17 protein-coding genes and 1 tRNA gene are annotated in these 24,172 nt (G+C 65.5%); 2 read left to right on the top strand and 16 right to left on the bottom strand.

Annotated elements, in window-relative coordinates:
* Positions 1-34 precede the first annotated feature (34 nt).
* Entirely contained in the window at positions 35-2,245 is a 2,211-nt protein-coding gene (locus M9799_RS07025; protein WP_231043133.1) for a rhodanese-like domain-containing protein, read from the bottom strand.
* Between the two features lie 230 nt (positions 2,246-2,475).
* Between M9799_RS07025 and M9799_RS07030 the strand changes: the two genes are divergently transcribed.
* Positions 2,476-3,411: a tripartite tricarboxylate transporter substrate binding protein gene (locus M9799_RS07030; RefSeq protein ID WP_231043253.1), complete on the top strand. Its 936-nt coding sequence runs from the start codon at positions 2,476-2,478 to the stop codon at positions 3,409-3,411.
* 6 nt (positions 3,412-3,417) lie between these two features.
* On the opposite strand, the gene M9799_RS07035 is transcribed toward M9799_RS07030, so the two are convergent.
* Entirely contained in the window at positions 3,418-5,319 is a 1,902-nt protein-coding gene (locus M9799_RS07035; RefSeq protein WP_231043132.1) for a PAS domain-containing hybrid sensor histidine kinase/response regulator, read from the bottom strand.
* A 76-nt stretch (positions 5,320-5,395) separates the two neighbouring features.
* On the opposite strand from M9799_RS07035, the gene M9799_RS07040 reads away from it, so the two are divergent.
* Positions 5,396-5,752 carry a response regulator gene (locus M9799_RS07040; RefSeq protein ID WP_231043131.1) on the top strand — a complete coding sequence of 119 codons (357 nt, stop codon included), beginning with the start codon at positions 5,396-5,398 and terminating at the stop codon, positions 5,750-5,752.
* Between the two features lie 379 nt (positions 5,753-6,131).
* Here M9799_RS07040 and M9799_RS07045 read toward each other — a convergent pair.
* The 14 genes from M9799_RS07045 to secE all read right to left on the bottom strand — a co-directional run bounded on the left by M9799_RS07045 (position 6,132) and on the right by secE (position 24,087).
* Positions 6,132-6,207: transfer RNA gene (locus M9799_RS07045), tRNA-Phe, on the bottom strand.
* Between the two features lie 69 nt (positions 6,208-6,276).
* Positions 6,277-6,969, bottom strand: a complete 693-nt coding sequence (locus tag M9799_RS07050) for a response regulator (RefSeq protein WP_231043130.1) — start codon at positions 6,967-6,969, stop codon at positions 6,277-6,279.
* Between the two features lie 14 nt (positions 6,970-6,983).
* Positions 6,984-9,329 carry an ATP-binding protein gene (locus M9799_RS07055; protein ID WP_231043252.1) on the bottom strand — a complete coding sequence of 782 codons (2,346 nt, stop codon included), beginning with the start codon at positions 9,327-9,329 and terminating at the stop codon, positions 6,984-6,986.
* A gap of 8 nt (positions 9,330-9,337) precedes the next feature.
* Positions 9,338-9,949 carry a DUF4390 domain-containing protein gene (locus M9799_RS07060; RefSeq protein WP_231043129.1) on the bottom strand — a complete coding sequence of 204 codons (612 nt, stop codon included), beginning with the start codon at positions 9,947-9,949 and terminating at the stop codon, positions 9,338-9,340.
* Between the two features lie 4 nt (positions 9,950-9,953).
* Entirely contained in the window at positions 9,954-11,342 is a 1,389-nt protein-coding gene (gene rsmB, locus M9799_RS07065; RefSeq protein ID WP_231043128.1) for a 16S rRNA (cytosine(967)-C(5))-methyltransferase RsmB, read from the bottom strand.
* A complete protein-coding gene (locus M9799_RS07070) occupies positions 11,339-11,908 on the bottom strand; it encodes a LemA family protein (protein ID WP_231043127.1) in 570 nt (189 codons plus the stop codon). The genes rsmB and M9799_RS07070 overlap by 4 nt, the downstream gene beginning before the upstream one ends.
* A 113-nt stretch (positions 11,909-12,021) precedes the next feature.
* The gene (gene rpoC, locus M9799_RS07075; RefSeq protein ID WP_231043126.1) at positions 12,022-16,248 is read right to left on the bottom strand and encodes a DNA-directed RNA polymerase subunit beta'; all 4,227 of its coding nucleotides are present in this window, start codon (positions 16,246-16,248) and stop codon (positions 12,022-12,024) included.
* Between the two features lie 21 nt (positions 16,249-16,269).
* Positions 16,270-20,382: a DNA-directed RNA polymerase subunit beta gene (gene rpoB, locus M9799_RS07080; protein ID WP_231043125.1), complete on the bottom strand. Its 4,113-nt coding sequence runs from the start codon at positions 20,380-20,382 to the stop codon at positions 16,270-16,272.
* Between the two features lie 276 nt (positions 20,383-20,658).
* Positions 20,659-21,036: a 50S ribosomal protein L7/L12 gene (gene rplL, locus M9799_RS07085; protein ID WP_231043124.1), complete on the bottom strand. Its 378-nt coding sequence runs from the start codon at positions 21,034-21,036 to the stop codon at positions 20,659-20,661.
* A 40-nt stretch (positions 21,037-21,076) separates the two neighbouring features.
* Positions 21,077-21,604, bottom strand: coding sequence for a 50S ribosomal protein L10 (gene rplJ / locus M9799_RS07090; protein ID WP_231043123.1), 528 nt, complete (start codon positions 21,602-21,604; stop codon positions 21,077-21,079).
* Between the two features lie 242 nt (positions 21,605-21,846).
* The gene (gene rplA / locus M9799_RS07095) at positions 21,847-22,542 is read right to left on the bottom strand and encodes a 50S ribosomal protein L1 (RefSeq protein WP_231043122.1); all 696 of its coding nucleotides are present in this window, start codon (positions 22,540-22,542) and stop codon (positions 21,847-21,849) included.
* Between the two features lies 1 nt (position 22,543).
* The gene (gene rplK / locus M9799_RS07100) at positions 22,544-22,975 is read right to left on the bottom strand and encodes a 50S ribosomal protein L11 (protein WP_231043121.1); all 432 of its coding nucleotides are present in this window, start codon (positions 22,973-22,975) and stop codon (positions 22,544-22,546) included.
* A 135-nt stretch (positions 22,976-23,110) separates the two neighbouring features.
* Positions 23,111-23,704, bottom strand: a complete 594-nt coding sequence (gene nusG, locus M9799_RS07105; RefSeq protein WP_231043120.1) for a transcription termination/antitermination protein NusG — start codon at positions 23,702-23,704, stop codon at positions 23,111-23,113.
* On the bottom strand, positions 23,704-24,087 hold the full coding sequence (secE, locus tag M9799_RS07110) for a preprotein translocase subunit SecE (RefSeq protein ID WP_231043119.1): 384 nt from the start codon (positions 24,085-24,087) through the stop codon (positions 23,704-23,706). The genes nusG and secE overlap by 1 nt, the downstream gene beginning before the upstream one ends.
* Between the last annotated feature and the right edge of the window lie 85 nt (positions 24,088-24,172).

Genomic DNA, 24,172 nt, shown 5'->3' on the forward strand with positions numbered 1-24,172 from the left:
CCTTCCAGCAGCAGCCCTTGCGGACTGCCGCCCCTCACCCCGCCACCAACCGCATCCCCGTAGCCCCCTCACGCTCGAGCTGCGCCACCAGCCCCAGCTCCCAGTCCAGATACCGCTGGAAGCCCGCGTTGCGCAGTTCCAGATCATGGTGCGCATAAGGGCTGTACCAATGGTCGTCATCCCCCGTCAGTACGCCTTCGGCGCCGCGCGCCAGCGGCAGCTCTGCGGCTATCCAGGCCGCGGTGCCGCCGGCAATCGCGCGCACGTCGCGCCCGGTGCGCGCCGCCAGCTCGGCCGCGGCAATGCGCGCCAGCACGCCATCGGGCGAATGCAGCAGCACGGCCTGCTCCTGCGGCAGTTCCGCCACAAAGGACTCCAGGCGGTCCGGCACCGCAAAGCGCGCGCCGGCGATGTGCTGCTTCTCGAAGGCCGCGCGGCGGTCGATGTCGAAGATGCTGGCCTGGCCGGCCTGCACCAGCGCATGGGCCTGCTGCGGCGACACCAGCTTTGCCGGCGCATGCGAGGCCAGCACGCGCACCGGCTCGCTGCCCACTTCCAGCGTGGCCAGCGCGGGCGGCGCAAACACATAGACTTCGTAGCCGCCGAGCTGCGCCAGCCACGCGCCCGTCGTGAGCGCGCGCACGCCGTCCCAGTCGGCCAGCACGATGCGCGCGCCGCGCACCGCGGCGTATTCATCGGTCGCCTGCACCAGCTGGCCGCCTGGCGCCCAACGCCAGCCCGGCAGATGGCCAGCCTCGTATTCCTGCTGCGTACGCACATCGAAGCGATAGAGGGAGCGTTCGTTGGCCTCGGCCTCGAAGCGCGCCAGCTCCGCACCATCGATGCGCTGCACCCCCGCGCGCTGCGCCACGGCGGCGGCACGTTCGCGCGCCTGGGCCAGCGTTTCAGGCGCGGGCTCCGGGAAGCTTGCCTCCCGGCCGTGCGCCAGCGTGCGGCCCGTCATCAGCCAGTCCATGGTGCCGTTGCGCAGCGAGGCCACGCGGTTGGGAATGCCGGCATCGATCAGCGTCTGCGCGCCGACGATACTGCGCGTGCGGCCCGCGCAGTTCACCACCACGAAGGTTTCGGGGTCGGGCGCGATCTCGCCGATGCGGTAGACCAGCTCCGCGCCCGGCAGGCTGTGCGCGAACGGCAGGCTGAAGGCCGCGAATTCCTCGGGCGTGCGGCTGTCCACCACCACGATGTTGTCGCCGCGCTCGACGCGCGCGTGCAGTTCGTCGGAAGTGATCCAGGGCGTGTGCTTCTCGTGCTCGACGACTTCGCCAAAGGCCTTGCTCGGCACATTGGTGCCGCTGAAGATCTCGAAGCCCGCGGCGGCCCAGCCCTCGGTGCCGTCCTGCAGCACCGACACATTGCGCCAGCCCAGGCGCGCGAGCTTGGCCGCGGCCTGGTGCGACAGCGATTCGTTGCCATCGACCAGCACGATGCGCGTGCCGCGGCGCGGCACCAGGCGGTCGATCAGCAGCTCGATGCGCCACAGCGGCGCCGAGGCCGCGAACAGGATATGGCGGTGCGCGAACACGCCGGTCTCGCGCACATCGAGCACGGCGATCTCCTCGCCGTCGGACAGCGCGGCCTTGAGCGCCCGGGGCGAGATCAGCGCATGGCGAATGGATTTCGGCGGGCCGAAGGTGCGGTAGCTGCCGCCCTCGCGGCTTTCGAACACCACGCGCCCGGGCAGGCGGTCGATGGCGAGGCCGTAGAAATGCAGGTGCAGGCCGGGCTCGTCGCCGACCAGCTCGATGGTGTGCACATCGGTGGGCGAGAGCACGACCGACACGCCGGGCGTCACATCGACGCTGCGCTCGGCAGTGAGCGCGTCGCGCGCCGGGTCCTGGGTCTTGTCGCGGCGCAAGAACACATTGCGCTCGTTGCCCGCGACCCCGGCAATGATGGCCCAGGTCGTGTGGTCGTGCGGCGGCTGCGACTTGCCCGGCAGCCCCGCCGACAGGTAGAGCGCGTAGCGGCCCGCCGCGTCCTCGCTCAGGCGGTACACCTGCGACGGGTTCTGCGCCGACACCGGGAAATGCTCGGGCGCAAACAGCGCGCGCTGCGTTCCCAGGCGCTCGAGCAGCGTGGCGACGGCGCGCAGCTGTTCGGGCGCCGCGCGCTCGGGGTCGGGCACCAGGCGCCGCGCCTGGGCAATGAAGTCCGCAACGGCGGCGGCGCGGCGGCTGGCAACGTCGCTGCCGCTGAAATCGAGGGAAACATGGGTCTGGGTCATGGTGGGCCTTGCAGGAAAACGCCCCCACGGTACGCACGCGCCCGCGCTGGTCCAACGAAGAAAAGCGCAGATCGATAGCCGAAAAGCTTCGTTCACTCGGTGCGGGGCGACGCCTAGATTCTGGCTATCCATACATCCTGCCGAGTTCTCCCATGAGCACCAAACGTTTCTTCCTGCGCACCCTGGCCTCGGCTGTGGCCCTTGCGGCCGCCGGCGGCGCCGCGCTGCATATGTCCGCGCTGCACGCCGCCCCGGATGCCGCCGCGACGTTCCCTAGCAAGCCGGTGCGCATCATCGTGCCGATCGCGCCGGGTGGCAGCGCCGACAAGCTGACGCGCACGCTGGGCGAGCGGCTGTCGGTGCTGTGGGGGCAGACGGTGATCGTCGAGAACGTTGCCGGCGCCAGCGGCACCATCGGCGCCGCCAAGGTCGCCAAGGCCGCGCCCGATGGCTACACGCTGCTGCAGCAGGGCGAGGGGCTGATGCTCAACAGCATCCTGTTCCGCGAGCTGCCCTACGACTCGGCGCGCAGCTTCGTTCCGGTCGTCAAGGCCGTGGTCAACCCGCAGGTGCTGGTGGTGAACCCCGGCACCGGCATCAACACGCTGTCCGAATACCTGGCGCGCGCCAGGGCGCAGCCCGAGAGCATCAGCCTGGCGTTGCCGGGCAATGGCGGCATCGCGCATGTGGCGCATGAAATGCTGGCGCAGGAAACCGGCGCCAAGGTCAACTACATTCCCTACCCCGGCGGCGGCCCGGCTTCGGTCGACGTGCTTGCCGGCCATGCCAACGCCACGCTGATCACGCTGGCCGCAGTGACCGAATACGTGCGCGCCGGCAAGCTGCGCGCGCTGGCCGTCACCACCAGCTACCGCTCGCCGGCGCTGCCGGGCGTGCCGACGATTGCCGAAGCCGCGCAACTGCCGAATTTCTCGGTCGAAAGCTGGCAGGGCTACTTCGCGCCCGCAGGCACGCCGCCAGCCATCGTGCAGAAGATCAACCGCGACATCAACCAGGTGCTGCAGTCGCCCGAAGTGCGCGCGCAGCTCGAGGCGCAGGGCTTCAAGGTGGCGGGCGGCTCCTCGGCCGATCTCGCCAGGAGCCTGCAGACCGAGCAGCCGCGCTATGCGCAGGCCATCAAGACCGCAGGCTTGTCGATTCGCTGAGCGGCTTCATGCAAGCCCCGCCATGCTCAGCAGCTTCTGCAGGTCCTCCAGCGCCACCGGCTTGAGCAGACGCGTGTCGAAGCCCGCGAAGTCCGGGCGCTCGGCGCGCTCGTCTCCGGCGCCATAGCCGGTCACCGCCGTGGCATGGATGGCTTTTCCACCCGGCAGCGCGCGCAGGGCACGCAGCACCGAGGGCCCGTCCATGTCGGGCATGCCTATGTCGAGGAACACCGCGCTGGGCTTGTCCCGGAGCGCGGCCTCGAGTGCCGAGCGTCCGTCGTAGGCGGTGCTCACCCGGTAACCCAGCAGGCGCAGGATCTCGGCCAGGCTGTCCGCCGCATCGCGGTTGTCGTCCACGACGAGCATGCGCACCGCCAGGCTGGACTTGAGCTCCGGGTTGTCGCCATCGGCCAGGCCCGACTTGACGATGGCACCCGGCAGCTCGAAGCTGAACACGCTGCCCTGCCCGACGCCCGGGCTCCTGGCCGAGATCGAGCCGCCATGCATCTCGACCAGCGAGCGCGCCAGCGACAACCCGATGCCCAGACCCGACTGGCGCGACGCCGCCAGCCCGTCGCCCTGCGAGAAGAGCTCGAAGATGCTGTCCATCGCGGCCGCGGAGATGCCTTCGCCATTGTCCTCGACATCGACGTGCAGCCGTCCGCCCTCGACGCGCGCCGACAGCGTGATTTCGCCGCCCACGGGGGTGAACTTGGTGGCGTTGCTCAGCAGGTTCTGCAGCACCTGCGCCAGCCGTGTCTCGTCGGCGTTGACCCACAGGTCCTCGGGCGGCACCAGCAGCTTGAAACGGTGCGAGCGCGCGTCCATTGCCGGGCGCGTGGCCTCGATGGCGCGGGCCACCACCTTGTTGAAGGAGATAAGCTCCGGCTTGATGCGGATCTTGCCGCTGGTCAGCCGGCCCGCGTCCAGCAGGTCGTCGACAAGGCGCGTCAGATGCGACAGCTGGCGGTCGATCATGTCGCGGCTGGTGCGCACCGTGGTGCTGGGCGCGGGCTCGAGCTGCAGGATCGACACCGCATTGCGGATCGGCGCCAGCGGATTGCGCAGCTCGTGCGCCAGCATCGCCAGGAACTCGTTCATCTGCCGCGACGAATGCTCGAGCTCGCGCAGCCGCCGGCTTTCGGTCATGTCGCGCGTGACCTTGGCAAAGCCCAGGTGCGTGCCGTCGGCGCCCCACATCGGCGCCATGACGATGTTCGCCCAGAAGGTGGAGCCGTCCTTGCGCACGCGCCAGCCTTCCTCCTCGGTGCGTCCATTTTTCAGGCAGTCGCGCAGCTCCTTGCCCGGCACCCCCCGCTCCACGTCCTCGCTGCGGAAGAACATGCGGAAGTGCTTGCCGACGACCTCCTGCGCCGTGTAGCCCTTGATCAGCTCGGCGCCGCTGTTCCAGCTCTGGATCATGCCCATCGGGTCCAGCATGTAGATCGCATAGTCGCGCACGCCCTCGATCAGCAGCCGGAAGCGCTCCTCGCTCTGGCGCAGCGCCTCCACGTGCAGCCGGCGCTCGGTCAGGTCGCGCGTGACCTTGCCGAAACCGGTCAGGTTGCCCTCCGTATCGCGCAGCGCGGTGATCACCACGTTGGCCCAGAACATGCTGCCGTCCTTGCGCACGCGCCAGCCCTCCTCCTCGTAGGTGCCGTGCTCCGCAGCCAGCCGCAATTCATGGTCGGGCCACAATCTCTGCTTGGCCGGTTCGGGATAGAAGATCGAGAAATGGCGCCCTATCACTTCCTCGGCCGTGTAGCCCTTGAGCCGCGCCGCGCCCGCGTTCCAGGACATCACGATACCCGACTGGTCCAGCATGAAAATGCCGTAGTCCTGTACGGCTTCGACCAGCAGCCGGAAACGGTCGGCGTTGGTTACATCCAGTTTTTTTTGTTGCGCCATGGGACTCCGTGTGTTTTTTTCGCCGCTCGCGGGCACAATTGCTCACTCGCGCTGACTTGCACGTGTAAGGAATATCTTGGATCAGCTGACAGTCTACGTCGTTGACGACAACAAAGATGCTGCGGACTCGCTTGCGACGCTGCTGGGTTTGATGGGGCACCACGCCCATCCCTTCTACAACGGGCAAGACGCGCTGGCGCGCGCGCAGACCGAGCCTCCCCATTGCGTCATGCTGGACATCGCCATGGCCGGCATGGACGGTCTGGAACTCGCGCGGCGTTTTCGCGAGCAGTTCGGCGACGACGTCATCCTGGTCGCCATCACCGGCTCGCCCGCCGACGACCCGCGCGTCAAGGCCACCTTTGTTACCGTGGACCACTACTTCGTCAAACCGGTAACGATCGAGCAGATACAGAAGCTGTTTCCGGACTGAGGCGCGTCCCGGACTTGTCGGCCACAGCGGCGCCTGGCGGCCGCTCCCAGCGCCTTGGGCCGCACGCCTGATCCCTACCGCACAGCTGAACGGCTCCGACTGCAAGTCGCGCCTACAGGAGATCGGCCTGCAGCCCCGCCGGCCCACGATGGCAGTACCAATGCGGTACTCTGCGCGAGACCGGATCCGCCTCCTGCAGCAACGGCTGGCCGCAACTGCTTCGCAGGCATCAAGAGCATCGGCTTGCACGCAGGCTGCCTCGAGGCAGTACCTGCAGTTTTCACCCAGACTTATCTGCGGCCGGGCACGCGCAATGATCCGGCTGGCACGCAGAAAAACAGAAAAGCCCCAGACCATTTCTGATCTGGGGCTTCATGTTTGGTGGCCTGGGACGGAATCGAACCGCCGACACAAGGATTTTCAATCCTCTGCTCTACCGACTGAGCTACCGGGCCTGCTGAAGCTCAAATTATAGGGGCGTTTTTCGACCCGAATTTGAAAATCGCGATTTTTTTCAAAAAATCTCAATTGCGCTTGTTGCGGCCCAGGTCGACACCCAGCTGGCGCAGCTTGCGGTACAGGTGGGTGCGCTCCAGGCCGGTCTTTTCGGCGACGCGGGTCATCGAGCCGCCTTCGCGCGCCAGATGGAATTCGAAGTAGGCTTTCTCGAAGCCGTCGCGCGCCTCGCGCAGGGGACGGTCGAGGTCGAAGCCCTGGTGCTGCTCGGGACCGGTCTCGGCCGAAACGCGCACCGCCGCGGACATCGCATGGTGGTGCGGCAATTCGGCGGCTGCCGCGGGGCTGGCGACATCGGCGGGGGCTGCGTGGCCGGGCGCCGATGCCGCCTGGGCGCTGCTGCGCGCCAGGCCCTGCTCCACGGCCTTGAGCAGCTTCTGCAGCGTGATCGGTTTTTCCAGAAAGGAAAACGCGCCGATGCGCGTGGACTCCACCGCGGTGTCGATGGTGGCGTGGCCGCTCATCATGATGACCGGCATGGTCAGCTGTCCTGCAGCGGACCATTCCTTGAGCAGCGACACGCCGTCCGTATCGGGCATCCAGATATCCAGCAGGATCAGGTCATAGCTGCCGGAAAGGCGTGCCGCCCGGGCCTGGGTCGCGTTCTCGGCCAGATCGACGCTATGTCCTTCGTCATTGAGGATCTCAGACAACAGATCCCGAATCCCCAGTTCGTCGTCGACCACCAGTATGTTTGCCATGTGTATTGAAACGCCTATGTACTGCGCTGAGCGGCGTCCTCTGCGAGGACCTTGGTTACTGGGGCAAATGATAGCGACACTTGGGCTCCCCGCACTACCCCGTTTTCCACCCGGTTGCTCAAGTTGATGCGGGCCGAATGCTCATCTGCGATTTTCTTGACCACGGCCAGGCCCAAACCGGTGCCGCGTGCCTTGGTTGTGACATAGGGCTCGAAGGCCCGCTGCAGGATATTCGCGGGAAATCCTGTCCCTCGATCGCTGATGCTTAAATGCACGCGACCGGTGACTTCGTTCCATTGCGTGGCCAGCTCCACCGCCTCGGGAGCGCTGCCGTTCTCGGCAGCGGCCTGCTCGGTGGCATGCTGGGCATTTTGCAGCAGGTTATGCACGATCTGCCGCAGTTGCTGCGCATCCCCTGCAATCCAGGGGCAGTTCGGGTCGAGCTGCGCGTTGATGCGCACTGCCGCATTCTCCTCGCCGTAAAGATGCAGCACATCGGCCAGCAGGCCGTTGAGGTCCAGCGGCACCAGCTGGGCCGCGGGCAGGCGCGCGTAATCGCGGAACTCGTCCACGAGGTGCTTCATGGCGCCCACCTGCTCGACGATCGTCTTCACCGACTTGCCCAGCAGCGCCTGCTCGGTGGGCGCCAGCTTGTCCATCAGCTTCATGGCCAGACGCTCGGCCGACAGCTGTATCGGCGTCAGCGGATTCTTGATCTCGTGCGCCACGCGCCGCGCCACCTCGCCCCAGGCCTGCGCGCGCTGGGCCGACACGATCTCGGAAATGTCGTCGAACACCAGCAGCCGCTGGCTGCCCGGCAGCTCGGCGCCGCGCACCACCAGGCTGGTGCTGTCCTGCACCACGCCGCCGCCGCCGCCCGTGCCGTGGACCTCGTGCACCATCTGCCAGCGGTCGCGCCCCGGCGCCGCGCCGCGCTCGCCGAGAAACTGGGCAAACTGCTCGCGCACCATCTGCGCGAATTCCGCCAGGCCCGGCACCTCCTCCAGCAGGCGCCCCTGGTAGGCGGCCATGGGCACGCGCAGGATGCGCGTCGCGCCGGGGTTGCTCGACACCACATGGCCGGTCTCGTCGAGCACGATCACGCCCGAAGTCAGGTTGTCCAGGATGGTCTGCAGGTTGGAGCGCGCCGCATCGACATCGGCCATGCTCTGGCCCACCGCAGCATGCGCCTCGGCCAGCTGCCGCGTCATCAGCGCAAACGCGCGCGTCAGCCCGCTGAGCTCGTCGGCGCTGGGCAGCGAGGCCTTGGGGCGCAGATCGCCGCGCGCCACCTCGCGCACGCCCTGCGCCAGCAGCAGCAGCGGCCGCGCCAGCTGATTGCCCAGCACCACGGCCAGCAAGATGGCACCGAACACCGCCAGGAACAGGCTCAGGGTGAGCGTGCCTATATACATGCGCTGCAGGCCTTCGCGCGCCAGCGCACGCTCCTGGTATTCGCGGTTTGCCTCCTGCACCGCCATGGCGTTGGTCAGCAGCGCCACCGGCATCTTCAGCGTGGCCTGCACGTAGCGCGCCTCGGCCAGCAGGCCGACGGCGGGATTGGGCACCAGCGCCAGCGTGCGCACGCGCACCGCGTCCAGCATGCGTGCCAGGGCCTCGGGATCGTCGACCGCCGACACGTCATCGAGCCCCTCGATGCGCGCCGAGGCCTGCTGCTCGCGCAGCGCACGCATCTGCTGCGCGCTGGGCCGCTCGGGCAGCAGCAGGTCGAATTTCGACGGCCCGACGCTGGCCAGGACCTTGCCCGAAGCGCTCCACAGCACCACATCGATGGCGCCGAGCTGCTCGCGGATGCGCTCGAGCTCGAAACCGGCCGCCGCGTTCGGCACCTGGGCCAGCGACTCGCTGGCGGTGCGCGTGTTGTGCGCCATGTCATTGGCCACCGTGTCCAGCGTGACGCTGGCCAGGCTCACGCCCGCCGACAGCGCGCCTTCGACCTTGACGTCGAACCAGCTCTCGATCGAGCGCGAGACGAATTGATAGGACACCACATAGATCAGCAGCCCCGGCACCACCCCGACCAGCGCGAAGATGCCGGCGAGCTTGAGCAGCAGGCGGCTGCCGAAGCGCCCGCGCCGCAGCCGCAGCGCCAGCCGCACCCCGCCCCACAGCAGCAGGCCCAGCAGCACGGCCGCGACCAGCACGTTCATCGTGAACAGCCAGCTGTAGTTGCGCTCGTAGGCCTCGCGGTTGTTGGTGGCCAGCGCCAGCATGAACATCAGCACCAGGCCCATGGCGCACATCAGCGCCACGCCCACGCCCACGGCCCAGCGCACCGTGCGCGACCAGCGCGACGCCGGCATCGGTGCGGCCGGCGTAGGTGCGGCCGGCGTAGGCATATGCAGGCTCAAGGCAGGCCTCCGCCCGCAAGCCGCAGGCTCTGCGACATCTGCAGGATCCAGCCCGAGCGGCCGAAGGCGCCGATCTGCAGCGGCCGTGGCAGCTGCGACAGGTCCAGGCCAAAGCGCATCTGCACCGTGACCGGCAGGTCCTCGGGCACCTGCGCGCTGTCGGCGATCTTCCAGCGCGCCACGCGCTGCATGGCGCCGATCGCGTCGGCCAGCTCGTCATAGGTCTGCGCCAGCGCCAGCCCCTGGCCCGGGCCCGTCAACGGCTCGGGCGAGATATGCAGCCGCCAGCGCCGCGTCAGCGGTTGATAGCTCAGGCGCAGATAGCGCGCGGCGTGCGCCATCTCGAGGTCCGACCAGTACCAGCGCTCGCGCAGCACCTGCGCCTGCAGCACGAAATGCATGGTGATGCCCTTGCGCAGTGCATCCTCGACATGCTCGGGCAGATCGAAGGCCAGCGCCGCGCTCAGCAGCATGCCTTCGGGCGTGCGCTCGACCTGCATCTGCGTGATCTCGGCATGCCCCTGGGCGCGGGCTTCGCCGCACAGGCCCCAGGTCCACAGGCACAGCAGGCAGAGGAGGCACCAGTGCCAGGCGCCTGCGCGCGGCATGCGCTCAAGCGGTCTTTTCCAGCAGGGCGTAGAAGAATCCATCATGGTCACCCGGTTGATTGTCCGGGACAGCCGCGTTTTGCGCGATATTGCCCGGAATTAAATGTCCGGGCGAAGGCAGCAGCCGCGCCTGACTGTTGCGCGCAAGGAACGCTTTCACCTGCTGGTCGCCCTCGGCCCTGAAAACCGAGCAGGTGCAGTAAAGCATGCGCCCGCCGTCGCGCAGCAGCGGCCACAGCGTGTCGAGCAGCCGCGACTGGATCGCCGCCAGCTGCGCCACATCGCTTTCGCGGCGCAGCCAGCGCACGTCGGGGTGGCGCCGCACGATGCCCGAGGCCGTGCAGGGCGCGTCCAGCAGGATGGCGTCGAACTGCGCGCCGCCGGCCTGCGGCCACCACTGTTCGGGGCGCGCCGCATCGGCCACCAGCACCTGCGCCTTCACGCCCACGCGCTCCAGCGTCTCGTGGATGCGCTGGCTGCGCTCGGGGTCGATCTCCAGCGCCGTGACCTGCAGCGGCGCCCTGTTGCCCATGTCTGCGCCCGCGTACTCCAGCAGATGCGCCGTCTTGCCGCCGGGCGCGGCGCAGGCGTCGAGCACACGTAGCGGCCGGGCGAGATCCAGGCCCGCCAGCAGCAGCGGCGCGGCCATCTGCGCGGCCGCATCCTGCACCGACACCTGGCCCTGCGCAAAGCCGGGCAGCGCCTGCACCGGCTGGGGCTGGGCCAGCTCCAGGCCGTCCTCACCCACGGGCGTGGCTGCCAGCTGCTGCGCCGACAGCAGCTGCCGGTACTCCTCCACCGTGCCCTGCAGCCGGTTGACGCGCAGCGTCATGGGCGCATGCCGGTTGTTGGCCGCGAGGATCTGCTGCCAGTGCGCGGGATGGTCCTGCTTGAGCCGCTCGATCCACCACTGGGGATGGTTCCACAGCGCCTGCGGCTGGGAATCCGTCTTGCGCACCAGCGCATCGCGCTCGCGCAGGAAGCGCCGCAGGCAGGCATTGATGAACGCCGCCTGGCGCTGGGCCGGGCCGCGCTTGGCGGCCTCGACCGCCTGGTTGACCAGCGTGAACGGCGGATACGGCGCCTGGGTTTCATCCCAGGCCAGCGCCAGCGCCGTGCACAGAAGCGCGTTCACGCGCGGCGGCGGCGTGCGCGGTGCCAGCTCGGCGCGCAGCGCCTGGGCGCGGCCGAGCTGGCGCAGGACCTGGAACAGCAGCGCCTGCACGCCCGGGCGCAAGCGCTGGGGCACGGCCGACAGCGCCTGCGTGCCCGACTGGCCGGCCAGGATGGCCTGCAGCGCCTGGGCGACTTCGGCCAGCTGCTGCGACAGCGCGGGTGCGCCGCCTGCGGCCGGCGCAGGTTCTCGCGAAGAAGGAGGAAAGATTCGGCTCATGCGGCAGTATCTGGAAGCGGGCCCCCGAGGGCCGGTTGGAGCGCTCGCGCGGCGCGGAATCCGAAGAACCACGCCAGCACGCGCGCTGGAAATTGGGCAATGGCCGCGTTGTATTGCGCCACTGCGGTGTTGAACTGGTCGGCGGCCAGTCCGGTCTGGGCCTGCTGCTGCTGCCAGCGCAGGCGCCATGCGGCTTCGTCGGGCGATCCCGGCAGGTTCTTCAGGGCTTGCCAGGCCACGAACTGCGCTTCGTGCGAGCGCTCGAAGCGCTGCACTGTCGGCGCATGCAGCGGCCGCGCCCGGGCGGCGGCCAAAGCCGCGCCCATGGCCGCCAGGCTCTGCTGCCAGGCGGCATCGGCCAGGCGCCGCGGCGCCGTCGGGTCTTCATCCATGGTCTGCGTCGCGCTCCATTCGCTCAGCAGCCCTTGGGCCTGCTGCAGATAGCTGTCCAGCGCGCCAAAGGCCTGCACGCAGGCGGTGCGCAGACGCATGATGCGGTTATAGGCACCCACGGCCCAGAAGACCAGCACGGCCAGGACGATCCAGTCCAGGGATACAGACCACATGCACAGGGATCGGCCCGCTTCGCTGTTCGCGGGCCGCTTCGTGAAAGACCAATGAAAACGCCCCCGTCCAGCAGCAGCGGAACGGGGGCGCGGCTCAGTTCAAGTCAGAAGACTTAATCTGCAGAGGGGTCACCGGCGGAGACGGTGTCCGCACCTTCCTCAACGATGCCAGCCAGTTCGGCGGCTTCGGCTTCGGCGATGGCGCGGCGCTCGGCGTCGTCCATGGCGTCCTTGGCCTTGCGTGCCTGGTGGTAGGCCAGGCCGGTACCCGCAGGAATCAGGCGGCCGACGATCACGTTCTCCTTCAGGCCGCGCAGCTCGTCGCGCTTGCCCATGATGGCAGCCTCGGTGAGCACGCGGGTGGTTTCCTGGAAGGAAGCCGCGGAGATGAACGAATCGGTCGACAGCGATGCCTTGGTGATACCCAGCAGCACGTTCGAGTACGTCGCGGGGATCTTGCCCTCGGCTAGCAGCTGCTCGTTGGTGTTGAGGATCTCCGAGCGCTCGATCTGCTCGCCGGCGATGTAGGTCGACTCGCCGGGGTTCTCGACCACGACGCGGCGCAGCATCTGGCGCACGATCACTTCGATGTGCTTGTCGTTGATCTTCACGCCCTGCAAGCGGTACACGTCCTGGACTTCGTCCACGATGTAGCGCGACAGCTCCTCGATGCCCAGCAGGCGCAGGATGTCCTGCGGATCGGCCGGGCCGTCGACGATCAGCTCGCCCTTGTTCACCACCTGGCCCTCGTGCACCAGGATGTTGCGCTCCTTGGGCACCAGTTCCTCGGAGACCTTGCCTTCCAGATCGGTGATCTGCAGGCGCACCTTGCCCTTGGTTTCCTTGCCGAAGGAGATCGTGCCGGTCATCTCGGCCAGCGTGCCCTTGTCCTTGGGCGTGCGGGCTTCGAACAGCTCGGCCACGCGCGGCAGACCACCGGTGATGTCGCGCGTCTTCTGGCCTTCGACCGGAATACGTGCCAGCACTTCGCCGGGGCCCACTTCCTGGCCGTCGCGCACCTGGATCAGCGCGCCCACCTGGAAGCCGATCGTCACCGAGTGGTCGGTGCCGGGGATCTTGACTTCCTGGTTGTTCGCGTCGATCAGCTTGACCTGGGGACGGATCACCTTGGTCGAGCCGCGGCGCTTCGGATCGATCACCACCAGCGTGGACAGACCGGTCACCTCGTCCAGCTGCTTGGCAACCGTCAGGCCTTCCTCGACGTTCTCGAACTTCACGCTACCGGCGTACTCGGTGATGATCGGTCGGGTCAGCGGATCCCAGTTCGCCAGGATCGTGCCAGCCTTGATGGTCTGGTCGGCCTTGATCGTCAGGATCGCGCCGTACGGCACCTTGTGGCGCTCGCGCTCGCGGCCGTGCTCGTCCTGGATGACGATCTCGCCGGAACGCGAAATCACCACCAGCTCGCCACGGGTGTTGGTCACATAGCGCATCGTCGGGTTGAAAGCGATCAAGCCATTGGACTTGGCTTCCACGCTCGACGCGATGGCCGCACGCGATGCCGCGCCACCGATGTGGAACGTACGCATGGTCAGCTGCGTGCCGGGCTCGCCGATCGACTGGGCAGCGATCACACCCACGGCTTCGCCGAGGTTGATCTGGCCGCCACGGCCCAGGTCGCGGCCGTAGCAGCTGGCGCACAGACCATAGCGGGTCTCGCAGTTCAGCGCCGTGCGCACCTTGACTTCGTCGACACCGGCGGCTTCCAGGCCTTCGATGACGTCTTCCTCGAGCAGCGTGCCCGCGGGAACGACCACGGCGCGCGTCTCGGGGCTGAGCACGTCCTCGGCCGTGGTGCGGCCCAGCACGCGTTCGCGCAGCGATTCGATGACTTCACCGCCCTCGACGATGGCGCGCATCAGCGTGCCGTTGCTCGTGCCGCAATCCTGCTCGGTCACGACCAGGTCCTGCGTCACGTCGACCAGGCGGCGCGTCAGGTAACCCGAGTTGGCCGTCTTCAGCGCCGTATCCGCGAGACCCTTGCGGGCACCGTGGGTGGAGATGAAGTACTGCAACACGTTCAGGCCTTCGCGGAAGTTCGCGGTGATCGGCGTCTCGATGATCGAGCCGTCGGGCTTGGCCATCAGGCCACGCATGCCGGCGAGCTGGCGAATCTGCGCCGCGGAACCGCGGGCGCCGGAGTCGGCCATCATGTAGATCGCGTTGAACGATTCCTGGTCCACCTCGTTGCCGTGGCGGTCGATGGTCTTTTCCTTGGCCAGCTGCTGCATCATGACCTTGGAGACTTCGTCACCGGCCTTGCCCCAGATGTCCACGACCTTGTTGTAGCGCTCGCCGGACGTCACCAGACCGGAGACGTACTGCTGCTGGATCTCCTTCACTTCGGCTTCCGCGCGGCCGATGATCTCGGCCTTCTGCGGGGGCACCAGCATGTCGCCGATGGCGATCGAGATGCCGGCGTGCGTCGACAGGCGGAAACCGTTTTGCAGCAGCTTGTCGGCAAACACCACCGTCGCCTTCAGACCGCACTTGCGGAACGAGGTGTTGATGAGCTTGGAGATTTCCTTCTTCTTCAGCGCCTTGTTCATGTTGCTGAACGGCAGGCCCTTGGGCAGGATTTCCGACAGCAGCGCGCGGCCGACGGTGGTTTCCACGAGCTGGGTCGAGGGCTCGAATTCGCCCGTCGCCTTGTTCTTGGTCCACTCCGTCATGCGCACGTTGATCTTCGCGGTCAGTTCGACCTGCTCCGCGTCCAGCGCGCGCTGCACTTCACCGATGTCGGCGAAGACCATGCCCTCGCCCTTGCCGTTGATGCGCTCGCGGGTGGCGTGGTACAGGCCCAGCACCACGTCCTGCGAGGGAACGATCGACGGTTCGCCCGAAGCCGGGAACAGCACGTTGTTGGAGGCCAGCATCAGCGTGCGGGCTTCCATCTGCGCTTCCACCGACAGCGGCACGTGGACAGCCATCTGGTCACCGTCGAAGTCGGCGTTGAAGGCCGCGCAGACGAGCGGGTGCAGCTGGATGGCCTTGCCTTCGATCAGGATCGGCTCGAAAGCCTGGATACCCAGACGGTGCAGCGTGGGCGCACGGTTGAGCATCACCGGGTGTTCCTTGATGACCTCTTCCAGGATGTCCCACACCACCGGCGTGCCGGATTCGACTTCCTTCTTGGCGGCCTTGATCGTCGTCGCGATGCCCATGGCTTCGAGGCGCGAGAAGATGAAGGGCTTGAACAGCTCGAGCGCCATCAGCTTGGGCAGACCGCACTGGTGCAGCTTGAGGTAAGGACCCACCGTGATGACGGAACGACCGGAGTAGTCCACGCGCTTGCCCAGCAGGTTCTGGCGGAAGCGGCCGCTCTTGCCCTTGATCATGTCGGCCAGCGACTTGAGGGCGCGCTTGTTCGCGCCCGTCATGGCCTTGCCACGGCGGCCGTTGTCCAGCAGGCTGTCGACGGCTTCCTGCAGCATGCGCTTTTCGTTGCGCGCGATGATTTCCGGCGCCTTCAGCTCCAGCAGACGGCGCAGGCGGCTGTTGCGGTTGATGACGCGGCGGTACAGGTCGTTCAGGTCGGAGGTCGCGAAGCGGCCGCCGTCCAGCGGCACCAGCGGACGCAGGTCCGGCGGCAGCACGGGCAGCACCTCGAGCACCATCCAGCCGGGCTTGATGCCCGACTTCTTGAAGGCTTCGAGCAGCTTCAGGCGCTTGGCGTTCTTCTTGATCTTGACTTCGGAGCCCGTCAGGTCGTTGCGCAGCTTGTCGATCTCGATCTCGATGTCGATCGACTCCAGCAGGTCCTTGATGCCTTCGGCGCCCATCTTGGCGATGAATTCATCGCCGTATTCCTTGCGCTTGGCGTCGTAGTCGTCCTCGGACATGATGCCGAACTTCTTCAGCGGGGTCATGCCGGGGTCGGTCACCACATAGGCTTCGAAGTACAGCACGCGCTCGATGTCGCGCAGCGTCATGTCGAGCACCAGGCCCAGACGCGACGGCAGCGACTTCAGGAACCAGATGTGCGCGCAGGGCGCAGCCAGGTCGATGTGACCCATGCGCTCGCGGCGCACCTTGGTCTGCGTGACTTCAACGCCGCACTTCTCGCAGATCACGCCGCGGTGCTTCAGGCGCTTGTACTTGCCGCACAGGCATTCGTAGTCCTTGATGGGACCAAAAATCTTGGCGCAGAACAGGCCGTCGCGTTCGGGCTTGAACGTGCGGTAGTTGATGGTCTCGGGCTTCTTCACTTCGCCGAAAGACCACGAACGGATCTTCTCGGGCGAAGCCATGCCGATGCGGATGGCATCGAAATGCTCATCCGGCGTGAATTGCTTGAATAGGTCGAGTAGCGATTTCATAGTGACTCTTTCCTTTTCCGCTTAGGAGCGTTCCAGCTCGATGTCCAGGCCCAGCGAACGGATTTCCTTGACCAGCACATTGAACGATTCCGGCATGCCGGCCTCGATGGAGTGTTCGCCCTTGACGATGGATTCGTACACCTTGGTACGGCCCACCACGTCGTCGGACTTCACCGTCAGCATTTCCTGCAGCACATAGGCGGCGCCGTAGGCTTCCAGCGCCCACACTTCCATCTCACCGAAACGCTGGCCGCCGAACTGGGCTTTACCGCCCAGGGGCTGCTGCGTGACGAGCGAGTACGGGCCGGTGGAGCGCGCGTGCATCTTGTCGTCGACCAGGTGATGCAGCTTCAGGTAGTGCATGTAGCCGATGGTCGTCGGACGCTCGAAGCGCTCGCCGGTGCGGCCGTCGAACAGGTAGGCCTGGGTCAGGCTTTCCGTCAGGCCCTTGCGCGCGGCGATTTCCGGCGGGTAGGCCAGCGCCAGCATGTCCTGGATTTCCTTTTCGGAAGCACCGTCGAACACGGGCGTCGCATACGGCACGCCGGTCTTGAGGTTCTCCGCCATGGCCATGACTTCGGTGTCGCTCAGCTGCGCCAGGTCTTCCTTGCGGCCGCGCGAGTTGTACACCTGTTCCAGGAACTCGCGCATTTCCGCAGCCTTGGCTTGCTCCTGCAGCATGTCGCCGATGCGCTGGCCGATACCCTTGCCGGCCCAGCCCAGATGGACTTCCAGCACCTGGCCGATGTTCATGCGCGAAGGCACGCCCAGCGGGTTCAGCACGATGTCGGCAGTGGTGCCGTCGGCCATGAAAGGCATGTCTTCGACGGGCGTGATCTTCGAGACCACACCCTTGTTGCCGTGGCGGCCGGCCATCTTGTCGCCAGGCTGCAGGCGGCGCTTGACGGCCAGGTAGACCTTGACCATCTTCAGCACGCCCGCGGGCAGCTCGTCGCCCTGCGTGAGCTTCTTGCGCTTTTCCTCGAAAGCCAGGTCGAAGCTGTGGCGCGTCTGCTCCAGCGAGTTCTTGATCGACTCGAGCTGCGCTGCCACGTCGTCTTCCGCGGGGCGGATGTCGAACCAGTGGAACTTCTCGACGCCGTCCAGATAGGCCTTGTCGAGCTTGGCACCCTTGGCCAGCTTCTGCGGGCCGCCATTGGCCACGCGGCCGATCAGCAGCTTCTCGATACGGTCGAACGCGTCGGCTTCAACGATGCGCAGCTGGTCGTTCAGGTCCAGGCGGAAGCGCTTGAGTTCATCGTCGATGATCTGCTGGGCGCGCTTGTCGCGCTGGATGCCTTCACGCGTGAAGACCTGCACGTCGATGACGGTGCCCGAGCTGCCCTGGTCCACGCGCAGCGAGGTGTCCTTCACGTCCGAAGCCTTCTCGCCGAAGATCGCGCGCAGCAGCTTCTCTTCCGGCGTCAGCGTGGTCTCGCCCTTGGGCGTGACCTTGCCGACCAGCGTGTCGCCAGGCTGGACTTCTGCGCCGACGTAGATGATGCCCGACTCGTCGAGGCGGTTGAGCTGCTGTTCCGACAGGTTCGGGATGTCGCGCGTGATTTCCTCGGCACCGAGCTTGGTGTCGCGGGCCATCACGACCAGTTCCTCGATATGGATCGAGGTGTAGCGGTCTTCGGCCACCACGCGCTCGCTGATCAGGATCGAATCCTCGAAGTTGTAGCCGTTCCAGGGCATGAAGGCGATCAGCATGTTCTGGCCGATGGCGATCTCGCCCAGGTCGGTCGAGGCGCCGTCGGCGATCACGTCACCCTTGGCCAGCAGGTCGCCGCGCTTGACGACGGGACGCTGATGGATGTTGGTGTTCTGGTTGGAACGCTGGTACTTGATCAGGTTGTAGATGTCCACACCGACTTCGCCGGCCACGGCTTCGGCGTCGTTCACGCGGATCACGATGCGGGTCGCATCGACGTAGTCCACGATACCGCCGCGGGTCGCCGTCACAACGGTGCCCGAGTCGACCGCGGCCACGCGCTCGATACCGGTACCGACCATGGGCTTCTCGGGGCGCAGCACGGGCACGGCCTGGCGCGACATGTTGGCGCCCATCAATGCGCGGTTCGCGTCATCGTGTTCCAGGAACGGAATCAGCGAGGCAGCGACCGACACGATCTGCGCCGGCGACACGTCCATGTACTGGACGCGGTCGGCGGAGATCAGCGTCGATTCGCCCTTCTCGCGCGCCGAGATCAGCTCGCCCGTGAGGCGGCCTTCGGCGTCGAGTTCGGCGTTGGCCTGGGCAATGATGTACTTGCCTTCTTCAATAGCCGACAGGTAGTCGATCTCGGCCGTCACCTTGCCGTCCACCACGCGGCGGTAGGGCGTTTCGATGAAGCCATACTCGTTCAGGCGCGCATACAGGGCCAGCGAGTTGATCAGGCCGATGTTCGGGCCTTCGGGCGTTTCGATCGGGCAGACGCGGCCGTAGTGGGTCACGTGCACGTCGCGCACTTCGAAGCCCGCACGCTCGCGCGTCAGACCACCCGGGCCAAGGGCCGAGACGCGGCGCTTGTGGGTGATTTCGGCCAGCGGGTTGGTCTGGTCCATGAACTGCGACAGCTGCGAGGCACCGAAGAATTCCTTCAGCGCGGCCGAGATCGGCTTGCTGTTGATCAGGTCGTGCGGCATCAGCGGCTCTTGCTCGGCCTGACCCAGACGTTCCTTCACGGCCTTCTCGATACGTGCCAGGCCCGTGCGGTACTGGTTCTCGGCGAGTTCGCCCACGCAACGCACGCGGCGGTTGCCCAGGTGATCGATGTCATCGACTTCGCCATTGCCGTTGCGCAGGTCGACGAGGATCTTGACCACGGCCAGGATGTCTTCGTTCGACAGCACCATCGGGCCGGTCGCGCCTTCGCGGCCGATCTTGGCGTTGAACTTCATGCGGCCGACGCGCGACAGGTCGTACGTGTCGGGGTTGTAGAACAGGCGCTGGAACAGGGCCTGCACGGCGTCTTCCGTCGGCGGCTCGCCGGGACGCATCATGCGGTAGATCGCGACGCGGGCCGCGAACTCGTCCACCGTCTCATCGATGCGCAGCGTCTGCGAGATGTAGGCGCCCTGGTCGAGTTCGTTGGTGTAGATGCACTGCAGCTCTTGCACGCCGGCGCTGCGCAGCTTCTTCAGCAGCGCTTCGGTCAGCTCTTCGTTGGCCTTGGCAATGATCTCGCCGGTGTCGGGATCGACGATGTGGCGCGCGCAGACGCGGCCGATCAGGAAGTCCTCGGGGACGCTGATGTACTTGGTGCCCGACTGCTCGAGTTCACGCGTGTGGCGCGCGGTGACGCGCTTGTCCTTGGCCACGACCACCTTGCCCGACTTGTCGGTGATGTCGAAGCGCGCGACTTCGCCGCGCAGGCGCTCGGCCACGAATTCCATCTGCGCGCCACTGTCCATCAGACGGAAATTGTCGTTGACGAAGAAGTTGGCGAGGATCGACTCCGGCGTCAGGCCGATGGCCTTGAGCAGGATCGTGACCGGCATCTTGCGGCGGCGGTCGACGCGGAAATACAGCATGTCCTTGGGGTCGAACTCGAAGTCGAGCCAGGAGCCGCGGTAGGGGATGATGCGCGCCGAGAACAGCAACTTGCCCGAGCTGTGGGTCTTGCCCTTGTCGTGCTCGAAGAACACGCCAGGCGAACGGTGCAGCTGCGAAACGATCACACGTTCCGTGCCGTTGATGATGAACGAGCCCTTTTCGGTCATCAGGGGCACCTCGCCCATGTAGACCTCTTGCTCCTTCACTTCCTTGACCACCTTGGACTGGCTGGTCGAGGATTCGCGATCGTAGATGATGAGCTGGACCTTGGCGCGCACGGCCGAGGCGAAGGTCAGACCACGGGTCTGGCACTCGCGCACGTCAAATGCGGGCTTGGCAAGGTTGTACTCGACAAACTTCATCTCCACAAAACCGTTGTGCGAGACGATGGGGAACGCAGCGTTGAAAGCTGCTTGCAGGCCTTCGTGGGTACGTTTTTTTGGGGCTGCATCTGCTTGCAAGAACGCGGTGTAGGCGTCCTTTTGCATCTGGAGCAGATACGGCACTTCGAGCACGCTGTCGCGGCTGCCGAAACTTTTGCGGATCCGCTTGCGTTCGGTGTAAGAATAGGCCATGAGATCTCCGGGCAAAGACATGAGTCCTGGGTCTTCGACGACTGCCCCACATGGAAAGCTCCCTGCGGGCTTGGCGGTTGGCCACTACCAACCATGGCTGACGACGGTGCCTTGCACACCGCCCGAACCAAGGCGTCTTCTGCTGTCGGGTTGTCAGAAGACACTAAAAAGCGCTCGCTTGCACGACCGCTTTCTGGTGCGTTCTGGAAACTTAGTTCCATAAGCGCCAAAGGCTGGAGCGCCTTGCGGTCACTCCAGCCCAGGGATTGCACTCAATTACTTGAGTTCAGCCTTGGCACCGGCTTCCACCAGCTTCTTCACGGCAGCTTCGGCGTCAGCCTTGGCAATGCCTTCCTTCACGTTCTTGGGAGCGCCGTCGACCAGGTCCTTGGCTTCCTTCAGACCCAGACCGGTGATTTCGCGCACGGCCTTGATGACGGACACCTTGTTGGCGCCGGCTTCTTGCAGGACGACGTTGAATTCGGTCTTCTCTTCGGCAGCAGCGCCGCCAGCAGCAGCACCACCAGCAGCGGGAGCGGCCATGGCGGCAGCGCTCACGCCAAACTTCTCTTCAATGGCCTTGACCAGGTCATTGAGTTCCAGAACCGTCATGCTGTCCAGAGCGGTCAAGAATGCGTCTTTATCGAATGCCATTTTGATTTCCTAACAAATTTGTTGGTTGACTGCCGGGCGCTCAGGCCGCAGCAGTTTCTTCGGCGGCCACTTCGGCAGCGCCTTCGCCTTTTTTCGCCGCCAGGGCGCCCAGCACGACGGCCGTACGCGACATGGGGGACATAAGCAAGCCACACAGCTGTGCCAGCAGAACTTCCTTGGAAGGAATGTTTGCCAGCTGCTTCACGCCTTCGACATCCAGGGCCTTGCCACCGAAAGCGCCTGCGCGAATGACCAACTTGGTGTTGGTTTTCGCGAAGTCGGCCACCACCTTGGCGGCGGCCACTGCGTCTTCAGAGAAGCCATAGATGAGCGGACCGGTCATCTGGTCAGCCACCACTTCAAACGCGCTGCCGGCGACAGCACGGCGGGCCAGGGTGTTCTTCAACACGCTCAGGCTCACACCCTTGCTGCGGGCATCGGCACGCAGTTTGGTCATGTCGGCGACCGTGATGCCGCGGTATTCCGCGATCACAAGCGTTTGAGCTTTAGCGGCGAGGCTGGTCACTTCATTGATGACCGCTTCTTTCTCACTGCGATTAAGACTCAAGGTCTACTCCTTAAAATGCATACGCGAGGAAACCCCCTCGTACGCGCTCTTGTTGCAGCGACCAACTGTTGAGGAAATACATCCATCTGCAGCGGGATCGCCATCTGCGTTGGCCCATCCGGGTTTAAGCACAGCCAGGTGTGCACCAACGGTCTTGGATGGCCTGGACCCCGCGCCTGAGCGCAGGGCCGCAGCCCACCACATCAGGCCGGTCCGGAAACCAGCCTGAAGATTTTTTGCAATTACGCTGCGATGGTCTGGGTGTCGACGCGAACGCCCACGCCCATCGTCGAGGAAACTGCCACCTTGCGCAGGTACAGGCCCTTGCTCGTGGCGGGCTTGGACTTGTTCAGGGCGTCGATCAGCGCAGCCAGGTTGCCCTGGAGCTTTTCGTTGTCGAACGAGCGGCGGCCGATGGTGCTGTGCACGATGCCGGCCTTGTCGACACGGTACTGCACTTGACCAGCCTTGGCGTTCTTCACGGCCGTGGCGACGTCAGGCGTCACAGTGCCAACCTTGGGGTTGGGCATCAGGCCGCGGGGGCCGAGGATCTGACCGAGCGTACCCACGACGCGCATGGCGTCGGGAGCAGCGATGACCACGTCGAAAGGCATGTCGCCGGCCTTGACCATGGCGGCCAGGTCGTCCATGCCAACGATGTCGGCGCCGGCAGCCTTGGCTTCTTCAGCCTTGGCGCCTTGGGCGAACACCGCCACGCGGGTGGTCTTGCCGGTGCCATGGGGCAGCACGACAGCGCCGCGCACCACTTGGTCCGACTTCTTTGCGTCCACGCCCAGTTGCACGGCCACGTCGATCGACTCATCGAACTTGGCAGTTGCAGCTTCCTTCACCAGCACGACGGCTTCAGTGAAAGCATACAGCTTGTTCGAATCAACCTTGCCTGCCAGGGCTTTTTGCTTCTTGGTCAACTTCGCCATTTTACAGACCCTCCACCAGCACGCCCATCGAACGGGCGGAGCCAGCCAGCGTGCGCACAGCGGCGTCAACGTCGGCGGCGTTCATGTCCTTGAGCTTGGTGTTAGCAATCTCAACCAGCTGCTCGCGCGTGATCTTGCCGACCTTTGCCTTGTTGGGGTTCGAGGAACCCTTGTCCAGCTTGATGGCCTTCTTGATCAGGACCGTCGCAGGCGGGGTCTTGATGATGAAGGTGAAGCTCTTGTCGGCAAAGGCCGTGATCACCACGGGCAGGGGCAGACCGGGCTCGACACCTTGGGTCTGCGCATTGAATGCCTTGCAGAACTCCATGATGTTGAGGCCACGCTGGCCCAGTGCGGGACCGATTGGTGGGGATGGGTTGGCCTTACCAGCTGGGACTTGCAGCTTGATGAAGCCGACGATTTTCTTCGCCATGATTGCTCCTTGCGGGTATAACGCTGCGCGTTTGCATGCGCGGCTCCCCGGGGGTTAACGACTCATTTGAAAATTCCGCACCGAGCCGGGAAATGCGGAAACACAAGACATGAGGCCTGAGCCCCATGCGGGGTCTTAGGTCTTTTCGACCTGGGAGAATTCGAGCTCGACGGGAGTCGAGCGGCCGAAAATCATCACCGACACGCGCAGGCGATTCTTCTCGTAGTTGACTTCCTCGACCGAGCCGTTGAAGTCGGTGAACGGGCCGTCCTTGACGCGCACCAGCTCGCCGGCCAGGAATTCGATCTTGTGGCGCGGCTTGTCGGTGCCTTCCTGCATCTGGCTGACGATCTTCTGCACTTCGTCTTCCGAGATCGGGGCCGGGCGGTTCTTCGCGCCGCCGACGAAACCGGTCACCTTGTTGGTGTGCTTGACCAGATGCCAGGTGTCGTCTTCCATGACCATCTCGACAAACACGTAGCCGGGAAACAGGCGGCGCTCGGTGGTCTTGCGCTGGCCGTTTTTGATCTCCACCACTTCCTCGGTGGGCACCAGGATGCGGCCGAACTTGTTTTCCATGCCGGCGCGCATGATGCGCTCGGTGATGTTGCGCTCGACGGCCTTTTCCATGCCGGAATAGGCATGAACGATGTACCAGCGCAGGTCAGGATTGGATGCGGGAGCAGCACCCGAGGTGTCTGTCACGCCCATTTCGACAGCATCTGTCATTACTTCCTCCAGCCCAAAATCAGATCGTACAACACCCACTCCAGTGTCTTGTCGGTGAACCACAGGAACAAAGCCATGATCACCACAAACACGAAAACGTAGGCCGTCATCTGCATGGTCTCTTTGCGCGTAGGCCAGACCACCTTCTTGACTTCGCGCCAGGCGTCCTGGGCAAAGCCGACGAACTGCTTGCCTGGCTCGGAAACCAGGAACACACCGGCTGCAGCCACCAGACCGACAATCAGCACGCCCCACTGCGCCACAGGACCCTGCTTGGACAACAGGTAGAAACCTGCGATCGCGGCAACGACCAAAGCCGCTACTGCGGCAAGCTTCGCCTTATCGGCAGCGGAACTAACGGTTTCAACCTGACTTGTGGCCATATAACATTCTCTCGCGCTCATCGCGCCACGCCCAAGACGCTGAAGCCCGCCAGAGGCTGGCGGGCTTTTTTATTTCACCACCGAG

The organism is Comamonas endophytica, from assembly GCF_023634805.2.
Taxonomy (GTDB): domain Bacteria; phylum Pseudomonadota; class Gammaproteobacteria; order Burkholderiales; family Burkholderiaceae_C; genus Comamonas; species Comamonas endophytica.